Genomic DNA, 22,245 nt, shown 5'->3' on the forward strand with positions numbered 1-22,245 from the left:
GGCTTGGCACCGGCCCCATTGAGCTTGCCCGCCTCGGCGGCCTTGCGCCAGTTGCGCAGTGTCTGATCAGACACGCCCAATTCCGCAGCCAGCTCTCCTGTCGTCTTCCCGGCACGCAGTTGCCTGACCGCCTGTTCCTTGAACTCCGCAGTGAATTCCTGTTTCGGTATCTTTCGCATTTCGCTTCCTTCCAACTAGTTGAGGAAGGCGAGCGTGACCCTGAGATGCACCAAGTCAAGAAGGGGAACCAATGGCATTTCGGCATGAAGGCGCATATTGGTGTGGATGCGGAATCGGGGCTGGTGCACACCGTCGTGGGCACAGCAGCCAATGTCAACGATGTCACGCAAGCTCATGCCTTGCTGCATGGCGAGGAGAGCGATGTGTTCGGTGATGCTGGTTACCAAGGTATTCAAAAGCGTAGCGATACCCAAAACATCGCGGTCAACTGGCACGTCGCAATGCGCCCACAGGGTCACGTGTGACGGCCGCCGGTAACGCGAGTTTTGTGGCAACTGGGATCGACGCCAATGGCAACAAGACCGCCGGCGACCTCAACCTTATCGGTTCGGATATCAGAGGTAGCAAAGTCACCTTGGGGGCAAAGCGCGACGTCAATATCGTCTCTGCCACCGATACTGACGAAAGCCATAGCACTAACAAGTCGAGCAGCGTCAGTGTTGGCGTGTCATATGGCGCGCAGGGCTTTGGTGTCTCGGCTTCAGGATCCAAGGCCAAGGGCAACTCGGACAGCGTCGGCGCGACGCAGGTCAACAGCCACGTCGCGGGTAGCGAATCGGTACGCATCGTGTCGGGCAACGACACTAATATTCTGGGTGGTGTCGTTAGCGGCGGCAAGGTTGCGGCCGATGTGGGCGGCAATCTGAATCTGGCTAGCCGGCAAGATACGGAGGAGATGCGCGCCCAGCAGCAAAGCATCGGGGGAGGCTTCAGCATTAGCCAGGGAGGCGGCTCTGCCAGCATCTCTGTCAGCAAGCAAAATGCGAAAGGCAGCTACGCCAACGTGACCGAGCAATCAGGCATCCGTGCTGGTGACGGTGGCTTTGACATCACGGTAAAGGGCCACACGGACCTGAAGGGCGCGGTGATTGCAAGCGATGCCAACGCAGACAAGAACAGCCTGAATACAGGCACGCTGTCCTGGAGCGACCTCCAGAACCGCTCGGACCATAGCGCCAGCTCGGGCGGCGTCTCGGCGGGTGGCACCTTTGGTAGCAGTAACGACAAATCCAACAGCGGCTCCACATCGGGCAAGAACACCGGCGGCGTCAGCCCGATGATCGGACAAAGCGCCAGCGGCAGCCAGAGTGGCACTGCGCAAAGCGCCATCTCGGCGGGCAATATAACGATCAAGGACGGAGGCAACCAGAAACAGGACCTGGCTGGCCTGAATCGCGGTGTGTCGAATACTAACGGCACTGTCGGGAAGAACCCGGATCTCAATGACATCCTAGGCAAGCAGGCTGACACGATGGCAGCGGCGCAGGCCGCTGGCGAGGCGGTGGCGAAGACCGTTGGTGACGTAGCCACGACGAAGCAAAAAGATGCGCAACAGCGATACGACGCCGCACAAAAGGCTAACCAGCAAGACCCGAGCGCGGAAAACCAGGCCGCGATGCTGGCTGCGCAGGCAGATGTCGACGGCTGGAAGGAAGGTGGAGCCTATCGTGCGGCGCTGCACTCGGCCGGCGGCGCGATGATTGCCGGCTTGGGCGGTGGAAACGCGCTGCTCGGAGCAGCCAGCGCTGGTCTAGCGTCATTGGCCGCGCCTACCCTAAAAGACATTGGCAGCACGGTGGCGGGTGGTATCAATACCGGAAACGCCGACCTGAACGAGGCACTGGGCAACCTAGCGGCGAACATTGCTGCTGGAGGGCTGGGTGCGGTGGTCGGTGGCAGCGCGGGCGCGGCCACGGCGGCGAATGTGGATCGCTTCAACAGGCAGTTGCATCCGGAAGAAACCAGTCTGATCAAACAGCTCGCGAAGGACAAAGCGCGTCAGGCTTGCAATGGGGATGTGGCCTGCGAAGCGAAGGTGGCGACGGTGTGGTTCCGATCTGTTGGAACGCACCGCCAAGGGGTTGGTCGATGACAAGGAGAACGCCAAGAATATGGCCTATCTCCAGTCTCTCGTTCAGACGGTGAACAATCCCAATAGCGAGGGCGCTCGCGGCGGCGTCCGGGACTATCTCGCGAATCTACAGACTGCCCAAGACATGCTGGCCCCCTACATGGGCAAGACCATCTCCGTCAATGGTGTCGTGGCCAAGGCCGACGGTGCTGCGCAGACTTTTTTCAGCGCAACCCCTGCGCAGCGGGCCGACCCCTACGCCAACTACGTGCTTAACCTCGAGCCGCCCGGCCCAGTTGTGCCGGGCGTGCAGGTACGTGACCAAGCGCGCCTGGAGCGCCTTGCCGCACAGAACGGTTCGGCGGAACCGGTCTATCCGGCCGAGGAATTGCTTGTGGGTGGCGCAGTGGGAAACAGGGTGGCTGGCACTGTAACCCGTGTTGTCGAGTCTCTAGATGTAGCCCTGGCGGGGCGTGTTGGTGCAAGTGCAAGCGGTAACATTAGCGCTCGGCAGATCACTGAAGAGGGTATGTCGGTTCGCCTCACATTAGCGGATCGAAGTCTCTTATCGCAGCTCGACAAGCTTGCAAGTACGGGTCTGCAAGGGGAGGCGCGGGAGTACGTCGCTAATAACTACTTCGTGAGGAACGGTTTCAAGCCTCTGGAAGGGAAGTGCGGAAGTGGAAATTGTTTCGATGGTGTTTATATTAAGGGCGACATGGTCTACGTCAACGAAGTCAAGCCTTTGGGTGCGGATAACTCGATCAAGCTCAGCGGGAAAAACCTGGCGACCAACCTTGCTCCCCAGATGTCTGATCAATGGATTGCCGGGGCGATTAAGCGGCTTGAGGGATCGGGTAATGCTGATGCTATCAGTACAGCTAAAATATTGAAGTATGCAATAGACAATAATAGACTGACAAAGATGGTAACTGGCGTTAATAAAAATGGAATGACAGTTGTAAAAATTGGCGAGTAACAATAATGAACAATACAACCCGAGAGGAGATTCTTGAAAATTGGCTAAGCCTTGGTGAGGACGATTTACCTCGCCTCATTGATTGTATATATTTTCGTCGAGACAAGGTGAGGCTCGGCTCAGTTATTAAGCGCCTCTCCGAGTATGAAAAAGTTAAGGCGATGCATTCCTACTTCGTCGAGGAAGATATTGATTCGTGCAAGCAAAATTTCTATCTCGCCAGCAAGCTGGATTTGGCTAGCGTAGGTTTGGATGGCGGCGAAGACTTTTCCCTCGGAGGGGCGGTACTGACGGCTCTTCTATCGGACAACATCGAGGTCATCAACGAAGTGGCTCATATCGAGACACCAGTCTTGGTGCGCGAGCGCAATAAGCCTCGTGCTAGCCGGCCCTATGTCTATATGCTTCAGTTAGCAATTAGAGGTGAGGATGAACTGTTGCAAAGTATTATAGATGGGCTTGCAAAAAATGGAAACAAGCGGGACCGGGCGGAGTGCGCGGCAGGCAGGGATTTCTTTTAGCTACTGCTAAAACGAGATAAGGATGGGCTTGAAGATTTAATTCAAAACAAGGACGCACGAATAAAAAGTGCAGACCCGGTGCAAGAGCATTTCATGTCGTTCCTTGGAGCACTTGAAGCCAAGCTATGTTGGTTTAAAGGGATCCCCGTCAAGATAGACAGTCCATTGGTGCCGATGGAACTGATGGCGATCCGCCCGATTGCGCATTACGACGATGTCTACGATTTTATCAAGCCTGGCTGGGTTCCGCCATCGCAAGGTCTGATCGGAAAGATGTCACGTTGGCTGCATAATAAGTCTTAGTGAAATTGACTCAATCATCATATTTTTATCGGAAGCAAGGCGCGAGCGATGCTGTTCAAGTATTGCAGCCGTAGTACTTCGATTGGATAGTCACCCACGTTCTTAAAGGAGATTTATGAAATGGCGCTAGATGAGCCGATAAGTCCAGAGCGGGAGGCTGAGATCGACGATTATATTCGCAAAAATGGAGATTATAAATAATGGTATTTTCTCTCGGGGTGGCAAAGAATACGCAGGCCCGCGGCTGTCTCCGTAAACTGCCGGTCTTCGCGGCAGTAAGTGGTGGGGCGTATGGAGCCTACCCAGGCATGATTGACTAGAATCTAATAGCGGCATTCGGCTCCAGCGGGAAGAGTTCGGTTTAAAAGAGTCGCCGATTCGGTGGTGAGCGTAGATTATTTCAATGAGTTGCAACTACTTTGGGATAGATCGATAATGAGATCAATTGATAATTGCTGGGGCGATATTGATACATTCAATTGCCAGTATGGAGCTCACATTTTCGATGGTTCTACGCTGAAGATTTATGTTAGCCATTGGTTAGCTGTTAGGGTTGAGATGATTGAGTTGTTTTCTCGCAGAAATGAAGATGGATTTGTTGGGCATTGTATTCTCGTTTTTGATGAAGTAAAGAATTTTACCTTTGAAGTAAGGCAATATTTTGAAAGAGATGGCGAGGTGATGTGGTTGGATCCAGTTGTTTATGAACATAAAGGGTCAGGTAATGGTTGCTTCGATAAGTTCTCCTTCGAGGGAAGTCTTAGGGGATTCCAATCATCCGTCAGCATAAATGTTGAGGCGAGGAAGTTTTGCCTTCAGATACTGGAAAAAGATGAGCCGGTTCGTGAGGAGTGAAGGTAATTTCGCAGACTATTTTCCACCGATTGGGGGGGGATAAGAGTGCTAAGGTTGCTGGTGGCCAGACGGTTTTTTGTGCCGAATTTTTCGGCATTGGAGCGTGTCGGAACAATTCCGTTTACGAATAAGATTCCGGGAGTAACACCATGATCGATTTGAATTTTGGGTCTATTATATTTGATGATGGGTTGAATATATCGAACAGAACAACAATTGCTCAGCTTGAGAGATTAGCCTTGCCAGTATTATCTCCTGCAGTGAAATTGAGAACGCAATTAAGCATTGGAACTCATGCCTGCAAGAATTTGACATGGGGGGTTGGTGCAGTGTTTTCTCAAGAGCGACTAGTACAGGTATGGCTTCAATGTCTAAATGTTGATGGAGTGAATGCAGGTGCGTGGGATTTGGAAAATGAAAAAATGAGAAGAGATTTTCACGATAAATTAATAGAAGAACTTTGTTGCTCGATTTGTCCCTCAGAGAGAGCGCCAGCTTCTTTAGCGTATAAATTCCCCTGGGGAAAGATCTCATCAATTATTGACATGCGTGGAGTGCAGTCATTGATCGTGATTGACTATTTCTGACGAAAGAACTGGCAGCCCAGGCAAGGCGGCAGCCCAAGAGCGCCATCGCCAATGGCACGGTCACTATCACCAATGCCGAGGCGCAGAAGGAGAAGACTGGCAAGACTGTGGAAGCAGTGCTTGCCAGCTTGAATCGGGATACGGATGGCGCTAACCAGGCTCTCGATAAGATCTTTGATGCGAAGAAGGTGAAGGAGCAGCAGGAGGAGAACAAGGTCCGGGCCGAACTGGTGCAGCAGTTGGCGCCGATGGTTTATGACAAAGCAGGAGACCTTCTCCAGGGCCAGCCCACGGCGACCAAGGTGGCTGTGCACGGCCTTCTGGGCGGTCTCATGTCAATGGCGATCGGCGGAAACTTTGTGGCTGGCGCAGCAGGCGGGGCCGCCGCCAAGCTGGCAGTGGAGTCATTCGGCGCTCAACTGCTTGGTATGGAAGGCGTCAGCGTAGACGACAGAAAGGCGCTGGTGCAGCTTGCAGGCATGATCGTTGGCGGCCTAGCAGGCGGTGCTGCCGGTGGATCCGGCTCTGACTTGGCTGCGGGCGGTAGCGTTGGCAAGGTTGCCACGGAAAACAACTATCTGAAGCACCAAGAGATACTTGATTTCACGAAGGCAAATCAATCCTGCACGGCAAGCGGTAACGCAGAAGCTTGCCGGGAGCGCGATCGGCTCGTTGCACTTGACAAGCAACGTGACGCAGCTCTGTCAGCCTGCGCGGGGAGCAGCAGCGCGGTTTGCACAGGATTGCAGCAGGAAGTTCGCTCCGCCCAGGCCGAGATCCTTCGTAAGCGGGACGACACCTTCGGTGCATTCGGCGTGAGCCCGGTCGACTACATTCTGCTCGCTATGAATACAGAGGCGCAGGCGGCGGGAACAATGTCGAAGGTTGATCGCCTTGTTGGCACCGCTACCGGCGCCGGGCATGCAATCGCCCAGGGACTCGCTGACATGGCAAAGCTGGCGGGCACCGTCGTGGCCTCAGGGATGAGGTGACCAGAAGGCGGGTGAAGAGTTGCGAGGCACGATCGATGGATTGGGTCGGCTTCTGGCGAATCCGACAGCCTGGGAGGCGTTGATAGCTAGTGCTACGGTTGAGCAGAGGGAGAGACTGGCGTCGGCCTACGAGAAGGGAGACGCCAAGGAAATTGGGCGAATCGGTGGTGAGTTGGTTACTTACCTGCCGTTCGGTGGTGCTGCCGGCGTAGTCAAGACAGCGACAACGGCGGCGGAGGAGGCCGCAAAGGCGGCAGCCCTCGGAAAGGGCGTGGGGATCACTGGTGCAAAAGCGACAGGTGAAGTTGCTCCTCCCTCGTCAGTTGTGTCTTCTGGTACGACTCGGACAGGCGTTATTCGTACAAATGCGGCTGACTGGCGAGCATTGCGTGATAGCTGGGACGACCTTGGGTATGGCCAAATATTGAGTGCTGACAATCGGGCCGCTATTGCTAAAGGGCGTACCCCGAAAGTTGACGATGCATGGATTAAGGTTTTCCCGGAAGATGCAGGGCTAAAGGGTGAGAGAATTCCTATGCATCATATCCAGGGTTCGCCACTTACTGTGCCGCTTCCTGATACACGGTATTTGGACGCGCATATGCCAGGAGGCTTTAGATATAATCCGGGTGGCCCCGGATCGGCTCTTCCAGCATACCCTCCGAAGAAAGGAACTGAGTAGTGAACTCCATGCCGCTAGATTAGTCGAAGCAAAAGTTAGTTTTCTACGTGGCTCAGGATTTTGATCAGGCCGTTAGGTCTGATGTGAAGCAGCTTATAAATAAGCTTAGTGCGTCAAGGGTATGGAGCATTGCTCCGCCAAGCTTCATTGATGAAATAGACGAAAACGGTTTTGAAGTGGTAGGTGGGGTGCTCGAGATTTATTCGGCTTTACAGCTGAATATGCTTCCTTTTGATGTGGACTCGAAAAATCTAGACGAAGTGGAAGAGCTGATTGGCGCTATTATGGAATTATCCGAGAAAGGTGGTCTTTCCTTTGAGTTTAAATTAGATGCTACATATGTCGGCAGTATTGAGGATGGTGTCGTTGATCGAGTCCTAAAGGAAGGCTTGCTCGTGCCGTGGCGAGATAATCTAAACGGTAAAAATTGAGTTGCTGAAAAGGAGCTGTGCCCAGCTAATCAGATCAATTAGTAATCTGGTCGAGATGTTAACTTAATGATTTATGGTTCGCCTCCGCTCATCAATAATTCGATGCAAAAGTCATATTTTTCATAATTTATTAAAATGGCTGCCTATGATTTGTATGGTTTCAAGGGTGCATCTATTTTTGAGGCTAAATCAAAAATCGAGGGGAAGTTAAACATTTCCTTTGAGGGGAGAGATAGCTCATATCAAGGTGGGGTATATTATAAGTTTGGCGAAAAGGAGTCAGAGGTATTTATTGTGAAGAGAAATATTGATCCTTTCGATGGGGAGCCTGTTGAGAAAATGTTCTCTGACTATCCGGTTTTGCTTTATGTGGACGTGACGCTACGTTCTGAGGAAATAAAGTCGTTTTTAGGTACGGAATTTAACTTGCTAAGGCATGAATTTTTTGACTAGAAATATCCCTGGTCACGCTGTGTGGATATCTTGGCCCTAGATACGTGATGAGAGCCTGGCAGCGACGGATCGTAGGAACCAGAATTTGATGATTTTATCGAATTGCTCATGATCGAATCGAAATTTGGCTAGTTTGAGTAACTGTACGTGATGTGATCAAGAATATCAGGTGTGAAAGAGGCGGGCCGGTATGGCAAATAATATCTTTGTTCCCCTTCATGCGGCTCCATCGGGGGGGCAACGAGATTATTAATTTGATTTCCTCCGGGTTCTCCGATGTTGGGAGGTCCGTGCCAAATGTATACAGTGCTAAATCGTCTGATACTAATGAAAACTGGAAAGATAATTTTTTCTTCGTAGAGGACGTCGGTTCTGGTGAGACGTGCTGGGTTTCATTTTTTGAGACCACTCCCGATGTCACAGGAAATAAGGAGTGGACGTGGTTAGCTGGAATAAAATAGAGGGGATAGTGGGATTTTGCAGGCGTTGTTGCATACGCACTATGTAGTTACGCCGATTCTATTGTCTACAATGATTCAGGTGCACTAGATGGTCAGGAGCAGTATTCAGCCAAGGGGCTAAAGGGTATTTTCTTCGCTGATTAATTTGGGAATTTTCCGAAGCCTGGGTTGAAGCGCATGAAGGAGGTATTCCTGATGCGCCGGGGAGTCGTGAATTACTTTAGGACGTAGCTGGTGACAAAGAAACAACGCTTTGCTGAGGAATGTGCCTCGCTTCTCTGGCCCATCTGGACCTGCGTGGAAACTAGAGATTCCAAGCTCCGTTTCGTCAGGAGTGTATTTGGCACTAATTTTGTGGTTTCATCAATTATTAGGCACGGGAATCTGTAGAGATTGCTGCTCCGTTCTGTTGCTGTCGATGCGATACTGAGGTGTAAATAATGGTGTTGAAAATGGCGAATAGTGCTCGCTCTTTGATTGTTCTTGCCAAGAGGGAAATTGGCTCGATCGAATTTCAGAAGATGCCGATAATCTGTTTGATATGGATCGATCAGCCTGATCGGGAGTCTGTTTACGAACTAACTAGACACCTTTTGAGCATTGGTGCAATCAATTTCCTCACCTATGGTAACGATGCGGAAGTGTTGCATGATTACATCGATGACGTTCTGATCGAGGCCGGGCGTGTTGATGTTGCAACAACCGATCACGGGAATAGCTCCGTGGATGATGTAGTGCATTTTTTTATTAATTGCACTTACTTTGATTCAACTGAGTGCAGTTATTTGGTTGTTATGGACAATGTGGATCCCGGGAGGTTTTTCGAAACCCGCTTGATGCAAGAATTTCTACGTATTTACCCAAGTGGCGCCTGAAATTGAGCAAGATGAAGGCATGACTGCGAGAAATGGATATTTACCAGGTTCGAAGATGAGCGCCTGCAGGAAATCGCCGATTTTACAGAAGGGATGGCGCTCGATTCCGTATGGTTATGCGTGCAGCAGGATTATGGGGATTTCGACGTCGCAAGAGAAGCATTCTTGTGGCTATTGGAAAGGTTTTTAGAAAACGGAATAATTAAGATGGGAAAGAGGGGGCTGGTTTCGGAGGATGACGAAAAGAAAATAGTTAGGAGATTTCGGGAGTCTTTCCCTACGAGTGAGGCAGAATTGGAAAATAATACCGGACTTGCAATATGGTTCTTCTCAGACGATTGCCCAGGAGGAGCCATCTGGATGGATGACGTAGGTAACGAAATCTGGACGTAGATGAGGTATCTAGCGTTCGTCGAACCCAATTTCGAGATGTCGGCGCGTGGGTCATTGAGTATGCCGATCGAAATCGGACTTTGGAACATTGAGCTACATTAACTTTAACTTTGTATAAAAACAAAATCATGAAGCATCTGTTTTTAATCGGCCTCTGCCTTTCCACCACCACCGCTTTCGCAGCCAACCCAGTCCTCCTGGAAACCCCAGTCACCTACGCTCCGGGCGCCAGCGTAGTCGACCAGGTCAAGTCCGAATGCCAGATCGAGAACATGCTGACCACCCGCGTCGGCGATGTACTGCGCAAACGGAACAAGACCGGCGATGGCACGGTCGCCTCCACGGGCGATGCCAACGGTGCGCAGGTGCTCCGGCTGCAAATCACCCACATTCTGGGTGTTGGCGGCGGTGCCTGGACTGGCCCTAAAGCTATCACTGTGACTGCCGATCTACTTGAAGACGGCAAGGTGATCCGCAATACCAAGATCAACCGGTGGTCGGTGGGTGGGATGTGGGGCGGCTTCAAGGGGACGTGTTCCATCCTTGACCGTACTGCCGTTGCCATCGGGAAGGATCTGGGGCGTTGGGTTGCCGATCCGTCTTATGTGATCAAGGAGGAGGCGCCGCCTAAGGAGGCCGCCGAGGCGGCGGCGGAAGCCGCGCCGGCTTCCGCGGTTGCTCCGGCTAGCGTGGAGTAGCGCTCCGCGGTTGTTGTCTTGTCGGGCTGGGGTCGCGGGCGTTGTGTGTAACGCAGAGTGCGCGCCCCCTTGGCCGGACGTCGTATCCGGGGGTGCATTTCCCGGGGTTGTCAGCAAGCCAATATAAAGAAGTCGCCATATGGGTCAATTCTCTCGTCTCGCCATGCTCGCACTGCCGGCCCTGCTGGCCGGCTGCACATCGGTTTCCACGCTCGCGCCGCCGCTGGGCCCCGACGATCCGTCTGCCGAGCTTTACGGAACCGGCGGTTTCAGCATGACCATGCCGCAAGTGAACCAGAAGGGCTGCTACCAGGGTGATGCCATCCTGAACACGCAGTCCGCTGCGCCAAGCATCCGCGTGCGTGCCGCGCGTCCGCTGGTGATTGCGATTGACGGTGCATCAGGCATTCATCGCTGCCGCGATATGGTCCGGTTCAAGCCGGAGGCGGGTCACAAGTACGTCGCGCATGGCAGGCCGGGGCCGGATGAGGAGTCGGCGAAGGTTTCCATCTGGAAGCAGGCGGTGAGCGCGAACAAGCCTTACTGCCATATCGCGGTGTTCGATGAGACGGACGAGACGGATGTCAAGCCGGTGCAGATCAAGCGGGTCGAGCCGCGCCAGCGGAGTTTTACCTGCATCGGTTTCGACTAATGGCGTGAGCGGTTAGCCGCGCGCGGGTGCCAAACATGCCGTGACGCTTGGTCACGTAAATACAAGCTTTCATGCAGATCAGAAGAAGAATGATTGCCGCCATGCTTTCGGTGGCGGGTGGTGCGGGTTACACCAGTACGTCATTGCGTGCCCAGGTGCCTTCCGCCAATCCGGGTCAGGCCGCCATCCTCTCCGGCGCGGAACAGGAGCAGCGCGTGCGCCAGCAGCAGGAAGCCCGCGAACGCGCCCAGGCGGTCCAGGCGCCGGGCGTGCGGGCAGCGCAGCCGTCGGCGGAGGGGTTTCCCGCGTTGCCGGTTGAGCAGCCGTGCTTTCGCATCGAGCGCTTTGTGCTTGAAGTCCCGGCGGAGCTGCCGCCCGCGCTGCATGCGCGCGGCGCGTCAGCCTTGCCGCAGGATCCGTTCGCCTTTGCCCGTGCGTGGCTGGATCACTACCAGGGGGCTTGCATCGGCAAGCAGGGCGTGGACATGCTGGCCAAGGGCGTGTCGCACGTCATCCTTGGCCAGGGCTATGTGACCACGCGCGTGTTGCTGCCCGAGCAGGACCTGAGCACCGGCACGCTGCGCATGGCGTTGATCCCCGGCGTGATCGGGCAATTGCGCTTTGCCGAGCCGGATCTCCGGGGCACGTGGAAGAGCGCGTTTCCCGCGCGCCCCGGGGATCTGCTGAACCTGCGGGACCTGGAGCAAGGCCTGGAGCAGATGAAGCGGGTGACCAGCCAGGATGTGGACATGCAGGTTGTGCCCACCAGCGTGCCGGGCCAGAGCGACGTGGTGATCGCGGTCAAGCGGACCAAGCCGTGGACGGTGGTGGCGTCGATGGACAACTCGGGCACGCGCTCCACCGGCAAGCTGCAGGGCAACCTGAGCGTGGGCATTGACAACCCGCTGGGCCTGAACGACCTGTTCAACGTGGGCTACAGCCAGGATCTGGCCTTTGGCGACCGGCGCCACGGCACGCATGGCTGGAACGGCTTCTACTCGGTGCCGTGGGGTTACTGGACGGGCACGGTGTCGGCGTATTCCAGCACCTATTACCAGCAGATTGCCGGCGTCAACCAGACCTTTGTCTCCAGCGGCAATTCACAGACGGTGGATTTCAAGCTGCAGCGGGTGCTTAGCCGCAGCCAGAACGATGTGCTCGGCCTGCAGTTCCGGCTGTCCAAGCGCTTTGGCAAGAGCTTTATCGAGGATACGGAGATCGAGCAGCAGCGGCGCAACAACACGGTGGTGGAGGTGGGCATCACCGATCGCCACTACTTCGGCGCCGCCCAGTTCGACGGCAGCCTGGCCTACCGCCAGGGCGTGGCCGGCCTTGGCGCGCAGCCCGATACGCTGGCCCAGCTGGGCGGCCCCACCTGGCGTTACCGCATGGCTGTGCTGGATGCGAACTTGTCGGTGCCGTTCAAGCTGGCGCAGCAGTCGCTGCGCTATGTCACCACGATCCGCGGGCAGTTCACCAATGACCGCCTGTTCTATATCGACGCGCTGACCATCGGCAGCCGGTACACGGTGCGCGGCTTTGATGGCGAAAGCCTGCTGGCGGGGGAGCGCGGTTTCTACTGGCGCAATGAGCTACAGGCGCCGCTGGGCGGGAGCGGGCAGGCGCTGTACGCGGGGCTGGACTATGGGCGCGTGTTTGGGCCGTCGACCGAGGGACTGGTGGGTACGCAACTGGCGGGCGCGGTGATCGGGCTGAAGGGCGGGCTGGGGTCGAAGCTGGGGGCGGTGTCGTATGACTTGTTTTTGGGTATGCCGGTTTATAAGCCGACGGCGTTCCATACGGCGGGGGTGACGGCCGGGTTGCAGTTGGTGTTTCAGTATTGATGGCTAGATCGGCAGAGGCACCGGTTCAATCTCGGGTTGGAACTAGCAAGCTACAGAAACTTGTCCGGAATAACTCCGATTATTTTGATGAACGTTCGTTTTCTTGCTCTGGCATTTTTGATGCTGGTCTCGTCCGCAGTCACCGCAGGGAAATCTACAGGGCCTCGTCCTTGTGGAAAACCGAGTTGTGAGGCAGGAAATTTGTCAACAAACCTACGATTGAACGGAAATGAGTCTGATCCCAAAGATCTTCTGCCTACGGCCTCCTGCGGATGCACCGCACGAGACAATCTACTTCCCCAAGAGCAATCCGGTTCCTCTTCGGGCCGCGCTCGCGCGGATCGCGGCCACGGATGATCGCGAACTGCTGGCGGAGGCGATTTGCCACTATTCCGGCTACGTAAGGGAGGCAGGCATTGCCCGGTGCGTGGAAATCGGCGACCCGCGATTCCTTGCGCCCATCGCAGACCGCCTGAACGACTGGGTGCCCCAGGTTCGCAAGGTCGCCGGCGATGGGCTGCTCACGCTGCTTGCGACGACGCCGGCCGAACTCTTCGCGCCGCTGCTACCGAAGCTCCGGAGCCTGACCCAGGCAATGCGCACCGATCATGGCCCCTGGCTTGCCAAATTCGAACAGCAGCTTGTCCAGGCAGGCGGCAGCGCAGCTATCTCCGGCGCACTGTCCAGCACGGATATGAGGCTGCGCCGCGCCGCATTTGCCGTTTGCCTCGATCATGGGCTCCAGTCGATCGTCGACCTGGTTAGGCTTGGCTTGGCATCTGGTGATATTGTTCTTGCCCGTCAGGCAGCAAATCTGATCGACAAGGTTCCGCACGCGGAGCAGCAGCGTTGCATTGAACTGGCAATGACATCTACCTTTGGGCCTGTGCGCCGCGCCGCCCTGCGGTCCATCCTTGAGCAAGACGACCCCGCTGCCATGGACTTCGCTAAGCGCGCGCTCCTTGATCCCCAGGGCAGCCTGCGCTATAGCACGGCGCGGTGGCTGATGCAGCGCGGCTTTGATGTCTTGCGTCACTGCGTCGACACCCTGGATTCGGGACGCCTGAGACCCGGGCAGATCAGAGCGGTGTTGTCTCTACTCGGGGTACTGCAAGGCAAAGAGGCGTTGCCAGTCATCGGGCAGCACACACAATCGGCGCACGTGGAGGTGCGCGCGCAGGCCCTGATTCTCATGGCGAAGCTCGCGCCGTCCACCAAAGACGATATCGCCGCTCGCGCCATGCAAGACCCATCTCGCCGGGTTCGCAGGACTGCCGCTCTTCTGTGCGTAAGGCATGGTGCCTTTGTCTCGCTCGCCCAGCTACGCGGCATGCTCGAGCAATACGGAGATCACATCACGGCGCTGAGGATTGCCAGGCGAGAGAAATGGGACTATCTGGTTTGCGTTGCCTTTGTGGGGCAGCTATGCGAGCCGGATGAGCGAACTCGTGAGGATCTGGCTTGGGCTATTGACATATGGCTTGCTACGGAAGGGAGTAGCTGGACGCGACCGAGTCCCGCGCATACAGAAGTGTTGGCGCAGCCGGGCATGATGAAGTTGCTGTGCAACCTCACCAATCGCTCGCAGGCATTGCTTGCGCGGCGCTTGCTTGAAGTGGGCGTCGCGGCTTGAGAAGATCGCTTGCGGCCAAGAACAGATATAGTGCACATCGAGTATCGACTATCCATGGCGTTTATCCACATCATCTACGCGGGCACGAGAATACTTCTGTCGAGAAAGCCCTACTTGTCATGGCGTGAGATCCAGGAGGAATTCTGCGACTATACGGCCTCGCTCGGTCCGTGGTCGGAGGTCGAGGTCACGGAATTTTTGAGTGATGAGTATCGGATGCTGATGCCATCCGCCGCGACTCAGGTTTCAGCGTTCATCGATTCCGATGCCGTGATCAAGGAGCTGTCGTTTGTTGACAAATCCGGCCAGGAAGGGCCTTTAGACTGCGGCCATTCAGTATCTGTCGTGCCGCCAGTCACCTGAAACAGGGGAATCATGCGTCTTCGCTCACCGTTCTCGTCGTTCGGCAAAAAGGTACCTCTGGAGCAACCAAATGCCGCAGTGGTCTACGCGACTACAGCTTGCAAGCGGTTCAATCATCCGGAATTTCAGGTTCGGGTCTCAAACCGCGTGGTTCCGACAGACGATGTTACTTGGTTTCTAAGATTTCTTGAACAGCGGGTTGCCGACGGCGAGAGATTCCGAGGCGGTGAGAGTCTGCAAGTTGGATGGATGCTCACGATGCTCGAAGAGGGGCCGGCCGGATATCTACGGGTGATGGAGCCCGATATGAAGGTTGTCCCCGTGAAGTTCATTGACGCGGTTGACAACACGCTGATGCACTTACGCAATCAGCACGATATGCTTCAAAGCCTCTCGCCCCAGGTGGATCCTGACTTTCCATCGCTGCGCCAGAGCGCTGTCGTGCACGTGAACTACAAGACTGCAAGCCGAATACTGCTGACGCGCGGACCCGTCCAGGACACGGACTCTGGCTGGTGGCTCGCAGACTTGGATGACAACGCTGGTTCACAGGACCCGACGCGCTTCTTCAAAACCTCGCTCTATCAACTCGGTGTTGACCGGCCAGATTTGGCCAAGTTCTTCGCGGTGCCATCGGGTCTCCAAGTTGCCGTAGACAACGCATCCATCGGGGTACTCGGACCAGATGGAGAACTGAAGCAAATACCCGGCTCATACCTTAGCGAGTTGAATCGGCACCGGCAGCAGCGCTCGAATTGAGCCCGGATTGACTTGGGCTTTGCGTAGAGAGTAGCTCGAGCGGATGGCCGTCGTTGGTGGCAGATTCAACCCGTCGATGAAACAGCTTGATGGAATCGTTCAGCCGGTGTATCGAAGTTTGGTGTCTTGCACGGGCGTTCATTCAGTCGCCTTGCTATCGCCTTCGCTTCGTCCGCGCAAAGGCCGAGTTGCTCCTCCTCATCAAACTGTGACTTCGAGATAGCTAGATTGGGCTTGCGTCCATCTCGAAGGACTCCATGCTTGTCGGATCGGCATCTAACCCAACATTGGGCGCGGACAGGGATCAGGTCGGTACGCTAGTGTGCATTTGCATGGGTTTCTTGTGCAAGCCCAGGGAGGCAGGTGTCGATGGGGCAGTGCAAGGGCCTGCCGTGCCAGGCACGAGGCGATCGCACCGGGCCGCGTCACTTTGCTGGATGCTTGGCCGAGATATTTGCGTTCGCCTCAAGAGCACCGAGCCGAAGGCTCATCACTTGCGCATGCAGCTTGATGGCCTTGACTATGGATTGAACGTCTTCATTCTCGCTCTTGGATGCGATATCGTCGAACTCTGCCCACAGCTTCTTCTCAGCTTCTGTCGTCATGGCTACTCCTGATGGCAATGGCAATCATCAGCGTTGGCAGAATCGGCGGTGCAACTTCTCTGCCGGCTGATGGGCCGGGGGGCCGAGAGGGTATGTTACGTGCCGCTGTAGCGGGAGTCTGTGCGATGCCGTACGCTGGGGAGGGGGCGAGGGGTTGTCGTTCGCGCCGAAGGGATGCGCGAGTGAGCTTCGGAGCTATGTAACTGTAGCTGGGAAAAGGGGGACGGAAACGTGCTCTACGATCACCTCCATTCGGAATCCTTAGATCTAGACGCTCAGCGTATGCGTGTTGTGTATGCAGTCGGCTACACGTCGAGACGCGGGGAGGCAACGTTTCGTCGTGTATCCTCCGGACTCAAGTGGATGAGTTGGATGTTTGTCAGGAGCATTTCTCCGGCCTAAGCCTCAACCTACGCTAAAGGGAATAGCTAGGGCCCATTTCGAATGAAGCTCGCGGAGGCGGGTGTGACGTGCGCCAGAATGGCCGGATCCGCATCCGGAAAATGTTCGTTCTGGCGCGACCAAGGTAGTTGCCATTGCCTTGCTGCTCACGGCCGAAGACGGGCGTTCGAAACTCCACCGAAGATCGTCAGAAATCAGTACGAGAGAAAATTTATTGGAGAAATCATGCGTTTGTGGGCGAAAGCGAACTCACACGAATTGCCCATTATAGAATCCGTTTTGATCCTCGGGCTGGCTGACGGCGTTCTGCTCATCCGCTACTTCTCGTTTTCGACTCGCCAGGTTGAGGGAGATCATTGGTACTCAACGTTGGAGGAAGCCAAACAAGATGCAGAGCAAGGATATGGTGTCCGTCCGTGCGAATGGCAAGTGATGCCGGACGAGCAAGACGAACTCTACCAACTAAGTGTGATGCCGATCGCTAGATTTACCTACGATCACGTTACCGATGAGTGGGTCGCATCGTCCTCCGAACATGCTCAGGAATCGGGGCAATGAAGCATTCTCGCTCCATTTTCAAAGACGATTTAGTGGCCGAGATTCATGGAGTAGGCGCCAGCGCCAGCAGGAAAGGTTCGATTCGGAAAATGAGTGCTGAGCAAGGAGCCACATGATCGCAACAAAAGCGTGCCCGGTTGTTTTGCGCAGTCGTCACGGTATCGTACATATCCTCGCATTCAAGCATCCTGCCGCAGGCTTCCAGTTGGTAAAGGGCACCATTGAGCAGGGTGAGTCTTGGCCGGAGGCGGCGATTCGCGAGCTCTTTGAAGAGTCAGGGATTTGCGACGCTCACGTGGTTTCGGATCTCGGCCTTTGGAACGCTTCCTATCAGGAACAGATCTGGTCTTTCCAACTGTGCGAGTCGGGGGCGGAATTGCCTGACGAGTGGACCTTCGAGACTAGCGACGACGGTGGCCACACGTTTGCATTTTATTGGCACCCGCTGCAGCAGGACTTGCCCGAACAATGCCACCCTCTCTTTCAATCAGCTTTACGCGAGGTTCGTGTGCGAATCGGAGCGCTAACGAGGTCAGCGTGAGTGGTACGCATGCCCGTATGACGTAGGTGCTGTCCTCGATTCCATCAGATGTAAGTGACTTCTGCAAATGTCAGCTGGGGAGGAGACGGAATGTCCCTTTGGGCTACCGCCGTCCGCCTGCACGCGGCTATCCCGGCCGGAAGGCGACGTTCGGTCGACGCGGTACCTTGTCGGCAATCATGGAGACTGCTTTTGGAAGCAGGCGCTGAATTTTGAAGCTCGTACTGATCGATGGGCTGCCAGGAATTGGCAAGAGCACCCTTGCGGAGCGGCTCTGCGTATTTGCGGGCTCGATCGGGTGCGAAGCCAGGTGGTATCGGGAGGAAGATCAGGAGCACCCGGTGCATCCTGCGGGGCTTACCACGTCAAGGCGACAGCCTGGCTATTGCGCGCGTTGCCTGCAGGGCTGGCAACGTTTCGCGGAGCGGTATCGTTCCACGAACGGCCTATGTATTCTTGAAGGCAGCCTTTTTCAGAGCACCGTCCGCTTCATGATGGAGCAAGAGCAGGGTGGAATTCGTGGCTACATTGCAGAATTTGAAAGCATCGTCCAATCCCTTTCGCCGGTCGCTATCTACCTGCGCAGTGTCGACGCGACCGACCATTCCCGCGGCACCGCGCTTCACCGAGGGGAAGCATGGACAACCCGGGTCTCCGCGTACCTCGAAACAACCCCGTACTCGCGCCGAAGGAGCCTGAAAGGCGCTGAAGGAATGCACAGGCTGTGGACAGATTACGCCGAGCTTTGCGATTCGCTACTCGACCAAATGTCCATGCCAAAGTTGACCATATTGGTTATGCCGCCGGACATGGAGCAGTCGTTTGGTAGATCCGTTGAATTCCTGACGTCCACCGGCCATATTCAGACTGCGACGAAGGTTTCATAGACCGCCTCTGCTTGAGGACGGTAGCCGAACTGCATGGCTCCACCCAGGAACGGCCGCTCGACGAGGGGTAGGGTGAGTGCATCCGAACAGCTAGCGCAGCAGGCCTATGTAGTAGGCCACCCACAAGAGCAGGGCCACTACGATCGCAAGGACGGCTCCGCGCCATACCGTGCGTGCACTTGGAAGATCGCTCTCGCCAGAAGCCAGGGTCACGACCAGGAAGATGAGAATGCCGACGACCTTCAAACCTTTGACAAGCACGCTGCATATTGTGTCAGCCATTCCACGCCAACTGGAGGCCCGATAGGGGCGCACTACCGGACGCCGAAATTCCGGTCGCTTGTCGAACATTACGGGTTGAGACTCCGCTTAGGTTGCCAGGCCGCATCTTACCAATTCCGAATGAGGCAGCTCCGATGGCGCCAGGCTTCATCGCTTCGCGCAAGACTGGCATCTTTGTTCCACGGAACAATCGGCGGTCGGCCGTTGGAAGGAAGCTGGTAGAGGTCCGGTCTTGGCCCTTCACTCTCGCGCTTCCGTGCGCTGCCAATTTCGATCAGCCGCGACATGAGCGGTCGAAGTCCGGGCCGGCAGAATGGCACCTGCGCCATTATCACTTTGCTGAACTCGGACGCGTTCCCATCAAGGCGTCAATAAACGGGGCCTTCTTCGCAAGGTACTCGGCGATGCCGCCGCGGTTGCTTGTTTCGAGCTCAAATTTCAAATCCTGATACTGCTGTCGAACAACGGGATCGCTCCTCAGAAGATCGCGAAATCGGAGCATTCTTTCAATCTGCCAGTGGCCACTGACACATACATGCACCTTGTGCGTTCGCACCCCATCCATATCGCGACGATAGAAATGGTGTCCGGCCGAAAGATCGCTTCCTCGAACGTAACCCAGTGCGCTCATGAAGCTGTCTCGGGCTGGTTCGTTGCGATGCGCTGAGACTTCAACCAAGAGGTCGATCTCTGGCTTGGCCGCGAGTCCTGGAACAGCGGTGCTTCCGACGTGATAGATACCGACAAGTTCGGTGCCAAGGCCCTTTGCTATGCGCTCTTTCTCGGTGAGGAAGAGCGCAGGCCATCTGCTGTCATAGTGGGAGATCTTGCTGGTGAGCTTCATTGTGTTTCCCTTTGTTTCCTTTGTTTCCTCTGTGCGCCATCGGCCAAGAGCTGCTAGTCCCAACGCATCAGCTCATACCGCATCCTTTCGTCCCGCCCCAAACGCCTCCTCACAACAAACCAGCCAGGCGCGTGCCGCGCGCGACAAATATCCCTCCCGCCAGACCAGCCCCAGTTCCCACACCAGCTCAGGTACAACCAGGGGCCGGATCGCTACCCGCTCGGGATCCAGTTGCCCGGCAATTGGCGCAGGCAGGATCGCGACGCCCACATCGGCGGCGACCAGTTCGCCGATAAAGTCCCAATGCCGGCTCTGCCCGGCAATCTGCGGCGCAAAGCCGGCGGCTTCGCAGGCGTCCAGGATGACGCGATACAGCACGAAGTCGTCCTCATACATGACAAAGGGCAGGGTGGCGAGGTCGGCTAGCCGGACCGCGCCGGCGCGGCGTGGTGCGCGCTCGGCGGGAAATACCGCAACCAGTGCCTGGCGGGTCACGGTGAGGCTGGCCAGGCCGGCTACGGCGGCGGGCAGCACCGTGACGCCGAGGTCGAGCTGGCCCGTGGCTACGCCTTCTTCCAGCGCGCGGCCGCCTTGCTCGCTGAGCCGCAGCTTGACGCCGGGGTACTGGCGGCGATAGGCGCCGATCACCGGGGCGAGGTAGCGGCCAGCCATGGGCGGGATACCTACCTTGAGCTCGCCGCGCGCCATGCCGTCTACCTCGGCGACCTCCTGGCGCAGGCGTGCCACTTCGGCCAGCACGGCCTGGCTGCGGGCGAAGACGACCTCGCCGGCGTCGGTGAGCTGTACCGTGCGGCCTTCGCGCAGCAGCAGCGGGCCGCCGAGTTCGTCTTCCAGGCTCTTGACCATCTTGCTGATGGTCGGTTGGGTCACATGCAGGGTTTCGGCAGCGCGGGTGAAGCCGTTCTGGCGGACGACTTCAACGAAATAGCGCAGGGCGCGGATATCCATGGGGCTCCTCGGATGTGGCGTGCATGGGTGATCACGGCTTGCCATTCCAATATGGCATCGAATCGATAATTTATATTCATTTTATATATCGAAGTGCGCTTCGTACACTAGCGTCACTGCCACGTCTTGCGTGGCGCCATAGCTTGAATGCCCTCCATGCAACGCGCTGTTCCTGCCGCTTCCCCCACATCCGTTACTTCCCCCACCTCCGCGACCTTGCCGCAGCCGCCCGGTGCCCGCCTGCGCACTGGCGCCATCGCGCTGACCCAGGTGGTGGCGCTGTCGGCCCTGTGGCTGCTGGCGGACTGGCTGCGCGGGCGGCTGGGGTTGCCATTGCCGGCCGGTTTGCTTGGGCTCCTGGCCTTGGCCGCGCTGCTGTTCAGCGGGGCGGTGCGCGGTGGCTGGGTGCGTCGCGGGGCGGACTGGCTGCTGGGCGAGATGTTGCTGTTCTTTATCCCGGCGGTGCTGGCGGTGGTGCAGTATCCGGAGCTGGTCCGGCATCAGGGCTTGCGGATCTGCGCGGTGATCGCCTTGAGCACGCTCGCGGTGATGGTGGTGACGGCGCTGGTGGTAGAGCAGGTGGTCCGCTTCGAACGCAGGCTGGCGCGCCGCGCGCGCCGTGCCACGCACAACCGGCAGCAGCACCATGCATGACTCCGTGCTGGCGGCGCTGAGCCTGGTGGCAACCGTCGCGTTCTATTACTTCAACAAGCGCCTCTATGCGCGCCGTGCGCGGCTTTGGCTGATGCCGCTGCTGGCCACGCCGGTGGTGCTGATCGCGCTGGTGCTGGCCGCGCATGTGCCGTATCGCGACTATATCGCCGACACGCGCTGGCTGATGTGGCTGCTTGGCCCGGCCACCATCGCCTTCGCGCTGCCGATCTACGATCACCGTGCGCTGGTGCGCCAGCATTGGTTATCGATCTCGGTTGGCGTGCTGGCGGCGGTGGTGACGTCGGTGCTGAGCTCGGTCTGGCTGGCACGTGGCTTTGGCTTGCCGGTGATGCTGCAGAAGGGGCTGGCGGTGCGCTCGGTGACCACGCCGTTCGCCGTGGATGCGGTGCGCGCGCTGGGCGGGCCGCCCGATCTTGCCGCGATCTTTGTGGTCATCACCGGGCTGACGGGCATGGCGATTGGCGAGACCGTGCTGGCCTGCCTGCCCTCGGTGCGCAGCCGCCTGGCGCAAGGCGCTATCTTCGGCGCCGCTGCGCATGGTGCCGGCACGGCCAAGGCGAGGCAGCTGGGTGAAGTGCAGGGTGTAGTGGCATCGCTGGTGATGATGATCGCGGGGCTGGTCAGCGTGCTGGCCGCGCCGCTGATCCGCAGCGTGTTCTTTTGAGCGGGCTTGCGTAGTACCGTGCAATGGCTGCGCGCGCTTGGGCACAGGCGCTGAGTAGTACTGCGTAGCCCATGGCCTTGCGACCGCTCCGGGTGCAGGGTCTTTCCCGCGCCCGCCAACGCGCTGCGCGAAATTGGCGCAAAATGCGGCACTTGCGCGATCGTGCCGGCGCGCTGTCATGCGCCATTCATCCGCACGTGGCTAGCCGTTCTTCCCGCCACGGCGTGCGCGGTGTCCCTCTGCGC

The 22,245-nt window shown here is 56.8% G+C and carries 26 protein-coding genes and 2 pseudogenes; 24 read left to right on the plus strand and 4 right to left on the minus strand.

Annotation, left to right across the window (positions count from 1 at the left end):
• Positions 1-179 (minus strand): transposase (locus A9975_RS06825; RefSeq protein WP_183031972.1); only part of this gene is annotated, 179 nt, incomplete at its 3' end.
• 27 nt (positions 180-206) lie between these two features.
• On the opposite strand from A9975_RS06825, the pseudogene A9975_RS06830 reads away from it, so the two are divergent.
• From A9975_RS06830 to A9975_RS06920, 19 genes and pseudogenes are all read left to right on the plus strand, one after another.
• Positions 207-470, plus strand: a pseudogene (locus tag A9975_RS06830) (transposase); the annotation flags it as partial.
• Positions 471-472: 2 nt separating this feature from the next.
• Positions 473-2,113 (plus strand): annotated as a pseudogene (locus A9975_RS06835) (hemagglutinin repeat-containing protein); the annotation flags it as partial.
• Positions 2,082-3,071: a hypothetical protein gene (locus tag A9975_RS06840; protein ID WP_183031973.1), complete on the plus strand. Its 990-nt coding sequence runs from the start codon at positions 2,082-2,084 to the stop codon at positions 3,069-3,071. The pseudogene A9975_RS06835 and the gene A9975_RS06840, both read left to right, overlap by 32 nt.
• A 5-nt stretch (positions 3,072-3,076) precedes the next feature.
• Positions 3,077-3,592, plus strand: coding sequence for a hypothetical protein (locus tag A9975_RS06845; protein ID WP_183031974.1), 516 nt, complete (start codon positions 3,077-3,079; stop codon positions 3,590-3,592).
• Between the two features lie 78 nt (positions 3,593-3,670).
• The gene (locus A9975_RS06850; protein ID WP_183031975.1) at positions 3,671-3,895 is read left to right on the plus strand and encodes a hypothetical protein; all 225 of its coding nucleotides are present in this window, start codon (positions 3,671-3,673) and stop codon (positions 3,893-3,895) included.
• A gap of 435 nt (positions 3,896-4,330) precedes the next feature.
• Entirely contained in the window at positions 4,331-4,750 is a 420-nt protein-coding gene (locus A9975_RS06855; protein WP_183031976.1) for a hypothetical protein, read from the plus strand.
• Between the two features lie 149 nt (positions 4,751-4,899).
• Entirely contained in the window at positions 4,900-5,337 is a 438-nt protein-coding gene (locus A9975_RS06860) for a hypothetical protein (protein ID WP_183031977.1), read from the plus strand.
• 107 nt (positions 5,338-5,444) lie between these two features.
• A complete protein-coding gene (locus A9975_RS38500) occupies positions 5,445-6,329 on the plus strand; it encodes a DUF6862 domain-containing protein (protein WP_183031978.1) in 885 nt (294 codons plus the stop codon).
• A 325-nt stretch (positions 6,330-6,654) separates the two neighbouring features.
• The gene (locus A9975_RS38505; protein WP_370564058.1) at positions 6,655-7,011 is read left to right on the plus strand and encodes a hypothetical protein; all 357 of its coding nucleotides are present in this window, start codon (positions 6,655-6,657) and stop codon (positions 7,009-7,011) included.
• A 47-nt stretch (positions 7,012-7,058) separates the two neighbouring features.
• Positions 7,059-7,442, plus strand: a complete 384-nt coding sequence (locus A9975_RS06875; protein WP_220810651.1) for a hypothetical protein — start codon at positions 7,059-7,061, stop codon at positions 7,440-7,442.
• Between the two features lie 135 nt (positions 7,443-7,577).
• On the plus strand, positions 7,578-7,895 hold the full coding sequence (locus A9975_RS06880) for a hypothetical protein (RefSeq protein ID WP_183031979.1): 318 nt from the start codon (positions 7,578-7,580) through the stop codon (positions 7,893-7,895).
• 901 nt (positions 7,896-8,796) lie between these two features.
• Complete coding sequence (locus tag A9975_RS06885; protein WP_183031980.1) at positions 8,797-9,231, plus strand: hypothetical protein; 435 nt, start codon at positions 8,797-8,799, stop codon at positions 9,229-9,231.
• A 93-nt stretch (positions 9,232-9,324) separates the two neighbouring features.
• The gene (locus A9975_RS38510) at positions 9,325-9,624 is read left to right on the plus strand and encodes a DUF596 domain-containing protein (protein WP_183031981.1); all 300 of its coding nucleotides are present in this window, start codon (positions 9,325-9,327) and stop codon (positions 9,622-9,624) included.
• Between the two features lie 128 nt (positions 9,625-9,752).
• Positions 9,753-10,322, plus strand: coding sequence for a hypothetical protein (locus A9975_RS06895; RefSeq protein ID WP_183031982.1), 570 nt, complete (start codon positions 9,753-9,755; stop codon positions 10,320-10,322).
• Between the two features lie 163 nt (positions 10,323-10,485).
• Entirely contained in the window at positions 10,486-10,974 is a 489-nt protein-coding gene (locus A9975_RS06900) for a hypothetical protein (protein ID WP_183031983.1), read from the plus strand.
• Between the two features lie 71 nt (positions 10,975-11,045).
• Complete coding sequence (locus A9975_RS06905; protein WP_183031984.1) at positions 11,046-12,818, plus strand: ShlB/FhaC/HecB family hemolysin secretion/activation protein; 1,773 nt, start codon at positions 11,046-11,048, stop codon at positions 12,816-12,818.
• 229 nt (positions 12,819-13,047) lie between these two features.
• Positions 13,048-14,451 (plus strand): hypothetical protein, encoded by a 1,404-nt coding sequence (locus A9975_RS06910; protein ID WP_183031985.1) that lies wholly within the window; start codon positions 13,048-13,050, stop codon positions 14,449-14,451.
• Positions 14,452-14,505: 54 nt separating this feature from the next.
• A complete protein-coding gene (locus A9975_RS06915) occupies positions 14,506-14,814 on the plus strand; it encodes a hypothetical protein (RefSeq protein WP_183031986.1) in 309 nt (102 codons plus the stop codon).
• A 12-nt stretch (positions 14,815-14,826) separates the two neighbouring features.
• A complete protein-coding gene (locus A9975_RS06920) occupies positions 14,827-15,573 on the plus strand; it encodes a hypothetical protein (protein WP_183031987.1) in 747 nt (248 codons plus the stop codon).
• Between the two features lie 425 nt (positions 15,574-15,998).
• Here the strand turns inward: A9975_RS06920 and A9975_RS06925 are convergent, their stop codons facing one another.
• The gene (locus tag A9975_RS06925; protein WP_183031988.1) at positions 15,999-16,178 is read right to left on the minus strand and encodes a hypothetical protein; all 180 of its coding nucleotides are present in this window, start codon (positions 16,176-16,178) and stop codon (positions 15,999-16,001) included.
• Between the two features lie 627 nt (positions 16,179-16,805).
• On the opposite strand from A9975_RS06925, the gene A9975_RS06930 reads away from it, so the two are divergent.
• The 3 genes from A9975_RS06930 to A9975_RS06940 all read left to right on the plus strand — a co-directional run bounded on the left by A9975_RS06930 (position 16,806) and on the right by A9975_RS06940 (position 18,566).
• Entirely contained in the window at positions 16,806-17,138 is a 333-nt protein-coding gene (locus A9975_RS06930) for a hypothetical protein (protein ID WP_183031989.1), read from the plus strand.
• A gap of 112 nt (positions 17,139-17,250) precedes the next feature.
• A complete protein-coding gene (locus A9975_RS06935) occupies positions 17,251-17,679 on the plus strand; it encodes an NUDIX domain-containing protein (RefSeq protein ID WP_183031990.1) in 429 nt (142 codons plus the stop codon).
• Positions 17,680-17,891: 212 nt separating this feature from the next.
• Positions 17,892-18,566 (plus strand): hypothetical protein, encoded by a 675-nt coding sequence (locus tag A9975_RS06940; RefSeq protein ID WP_183031991.1) that lies wholly within the window; start codon positions 17,892-17,894, stop codon positions 18,564-18,566.
• 613 nt (positions 18,567-19,179) lie between these two features.
• Here the strand turns inward: A9975_RS06940 and A9975_RS06945 are convergent.
• Complete coding sequence (locus A9975_RS06945; protein ID WP_183031992.1) at positions 19,180-19,692, minus strand: GrpB family protein; 513 nt, start codon at positions 19,690-19,692, stop codon at positions 19,180-19,182.
• Positions 19,693-19,764: 72 nt separating this feature from the next.
• Positions 19,765-20,661: a LysR family transcriptional regulator gene (locus A9975_RS06950; protein ID WP_183031993.1), complete on the minus strand. Its 897-nt coding sequence runs from the start codon at positions 20,659-20,661 to the stop codon at positions 19,765-19,767.
• 156 nt (positions 20,662-20,817) lie between these two features.
• Here A9975_RS06950 and A9975_RS06955 point away from each other — a divergent pair, with 156 nt between their 5' ends.
• Both A9975_RS06955 and A9975_RS06960 read left to right on the plus strand, forming a co-directional pair.
• On the plus strand, positions 20,818-21,315 hold the full coding sequence (locus A9975_RS06955; RefSeq protein WP_183031994.1) for a CidA/LrgA family protein: 498 nt from the start codon (positions 20,818-20,820) through the stop codon (positions 21,313-21,315).
• A complete protein-coding gene (locus A9975_RS06960; RefSeq protein WP_183031995.1) occupies positions 21,308-22,000 on the plus strand; it encodes an LrgB family protein in 693 nt (230 codons plus the stop codon). Before A9975_RS06955 ends, A9975_RS06960 begins: the two co-directional genes overlap by 8 nt.
• The last annotated feature ends 245 nt before the right edge of the window (positions 22,001-22,245 follow it).

The sequence above is a fragment of the Cupriavidus sp. UME77 genome (genome assembly GCF_014170355.1).
Lineage (GTDB): Bacteria > Pseudomonadota > Gammaproteobacteria > Burkholderiales > Burkholderiaceae > Cupriavidus > Cupriavidus basilensis.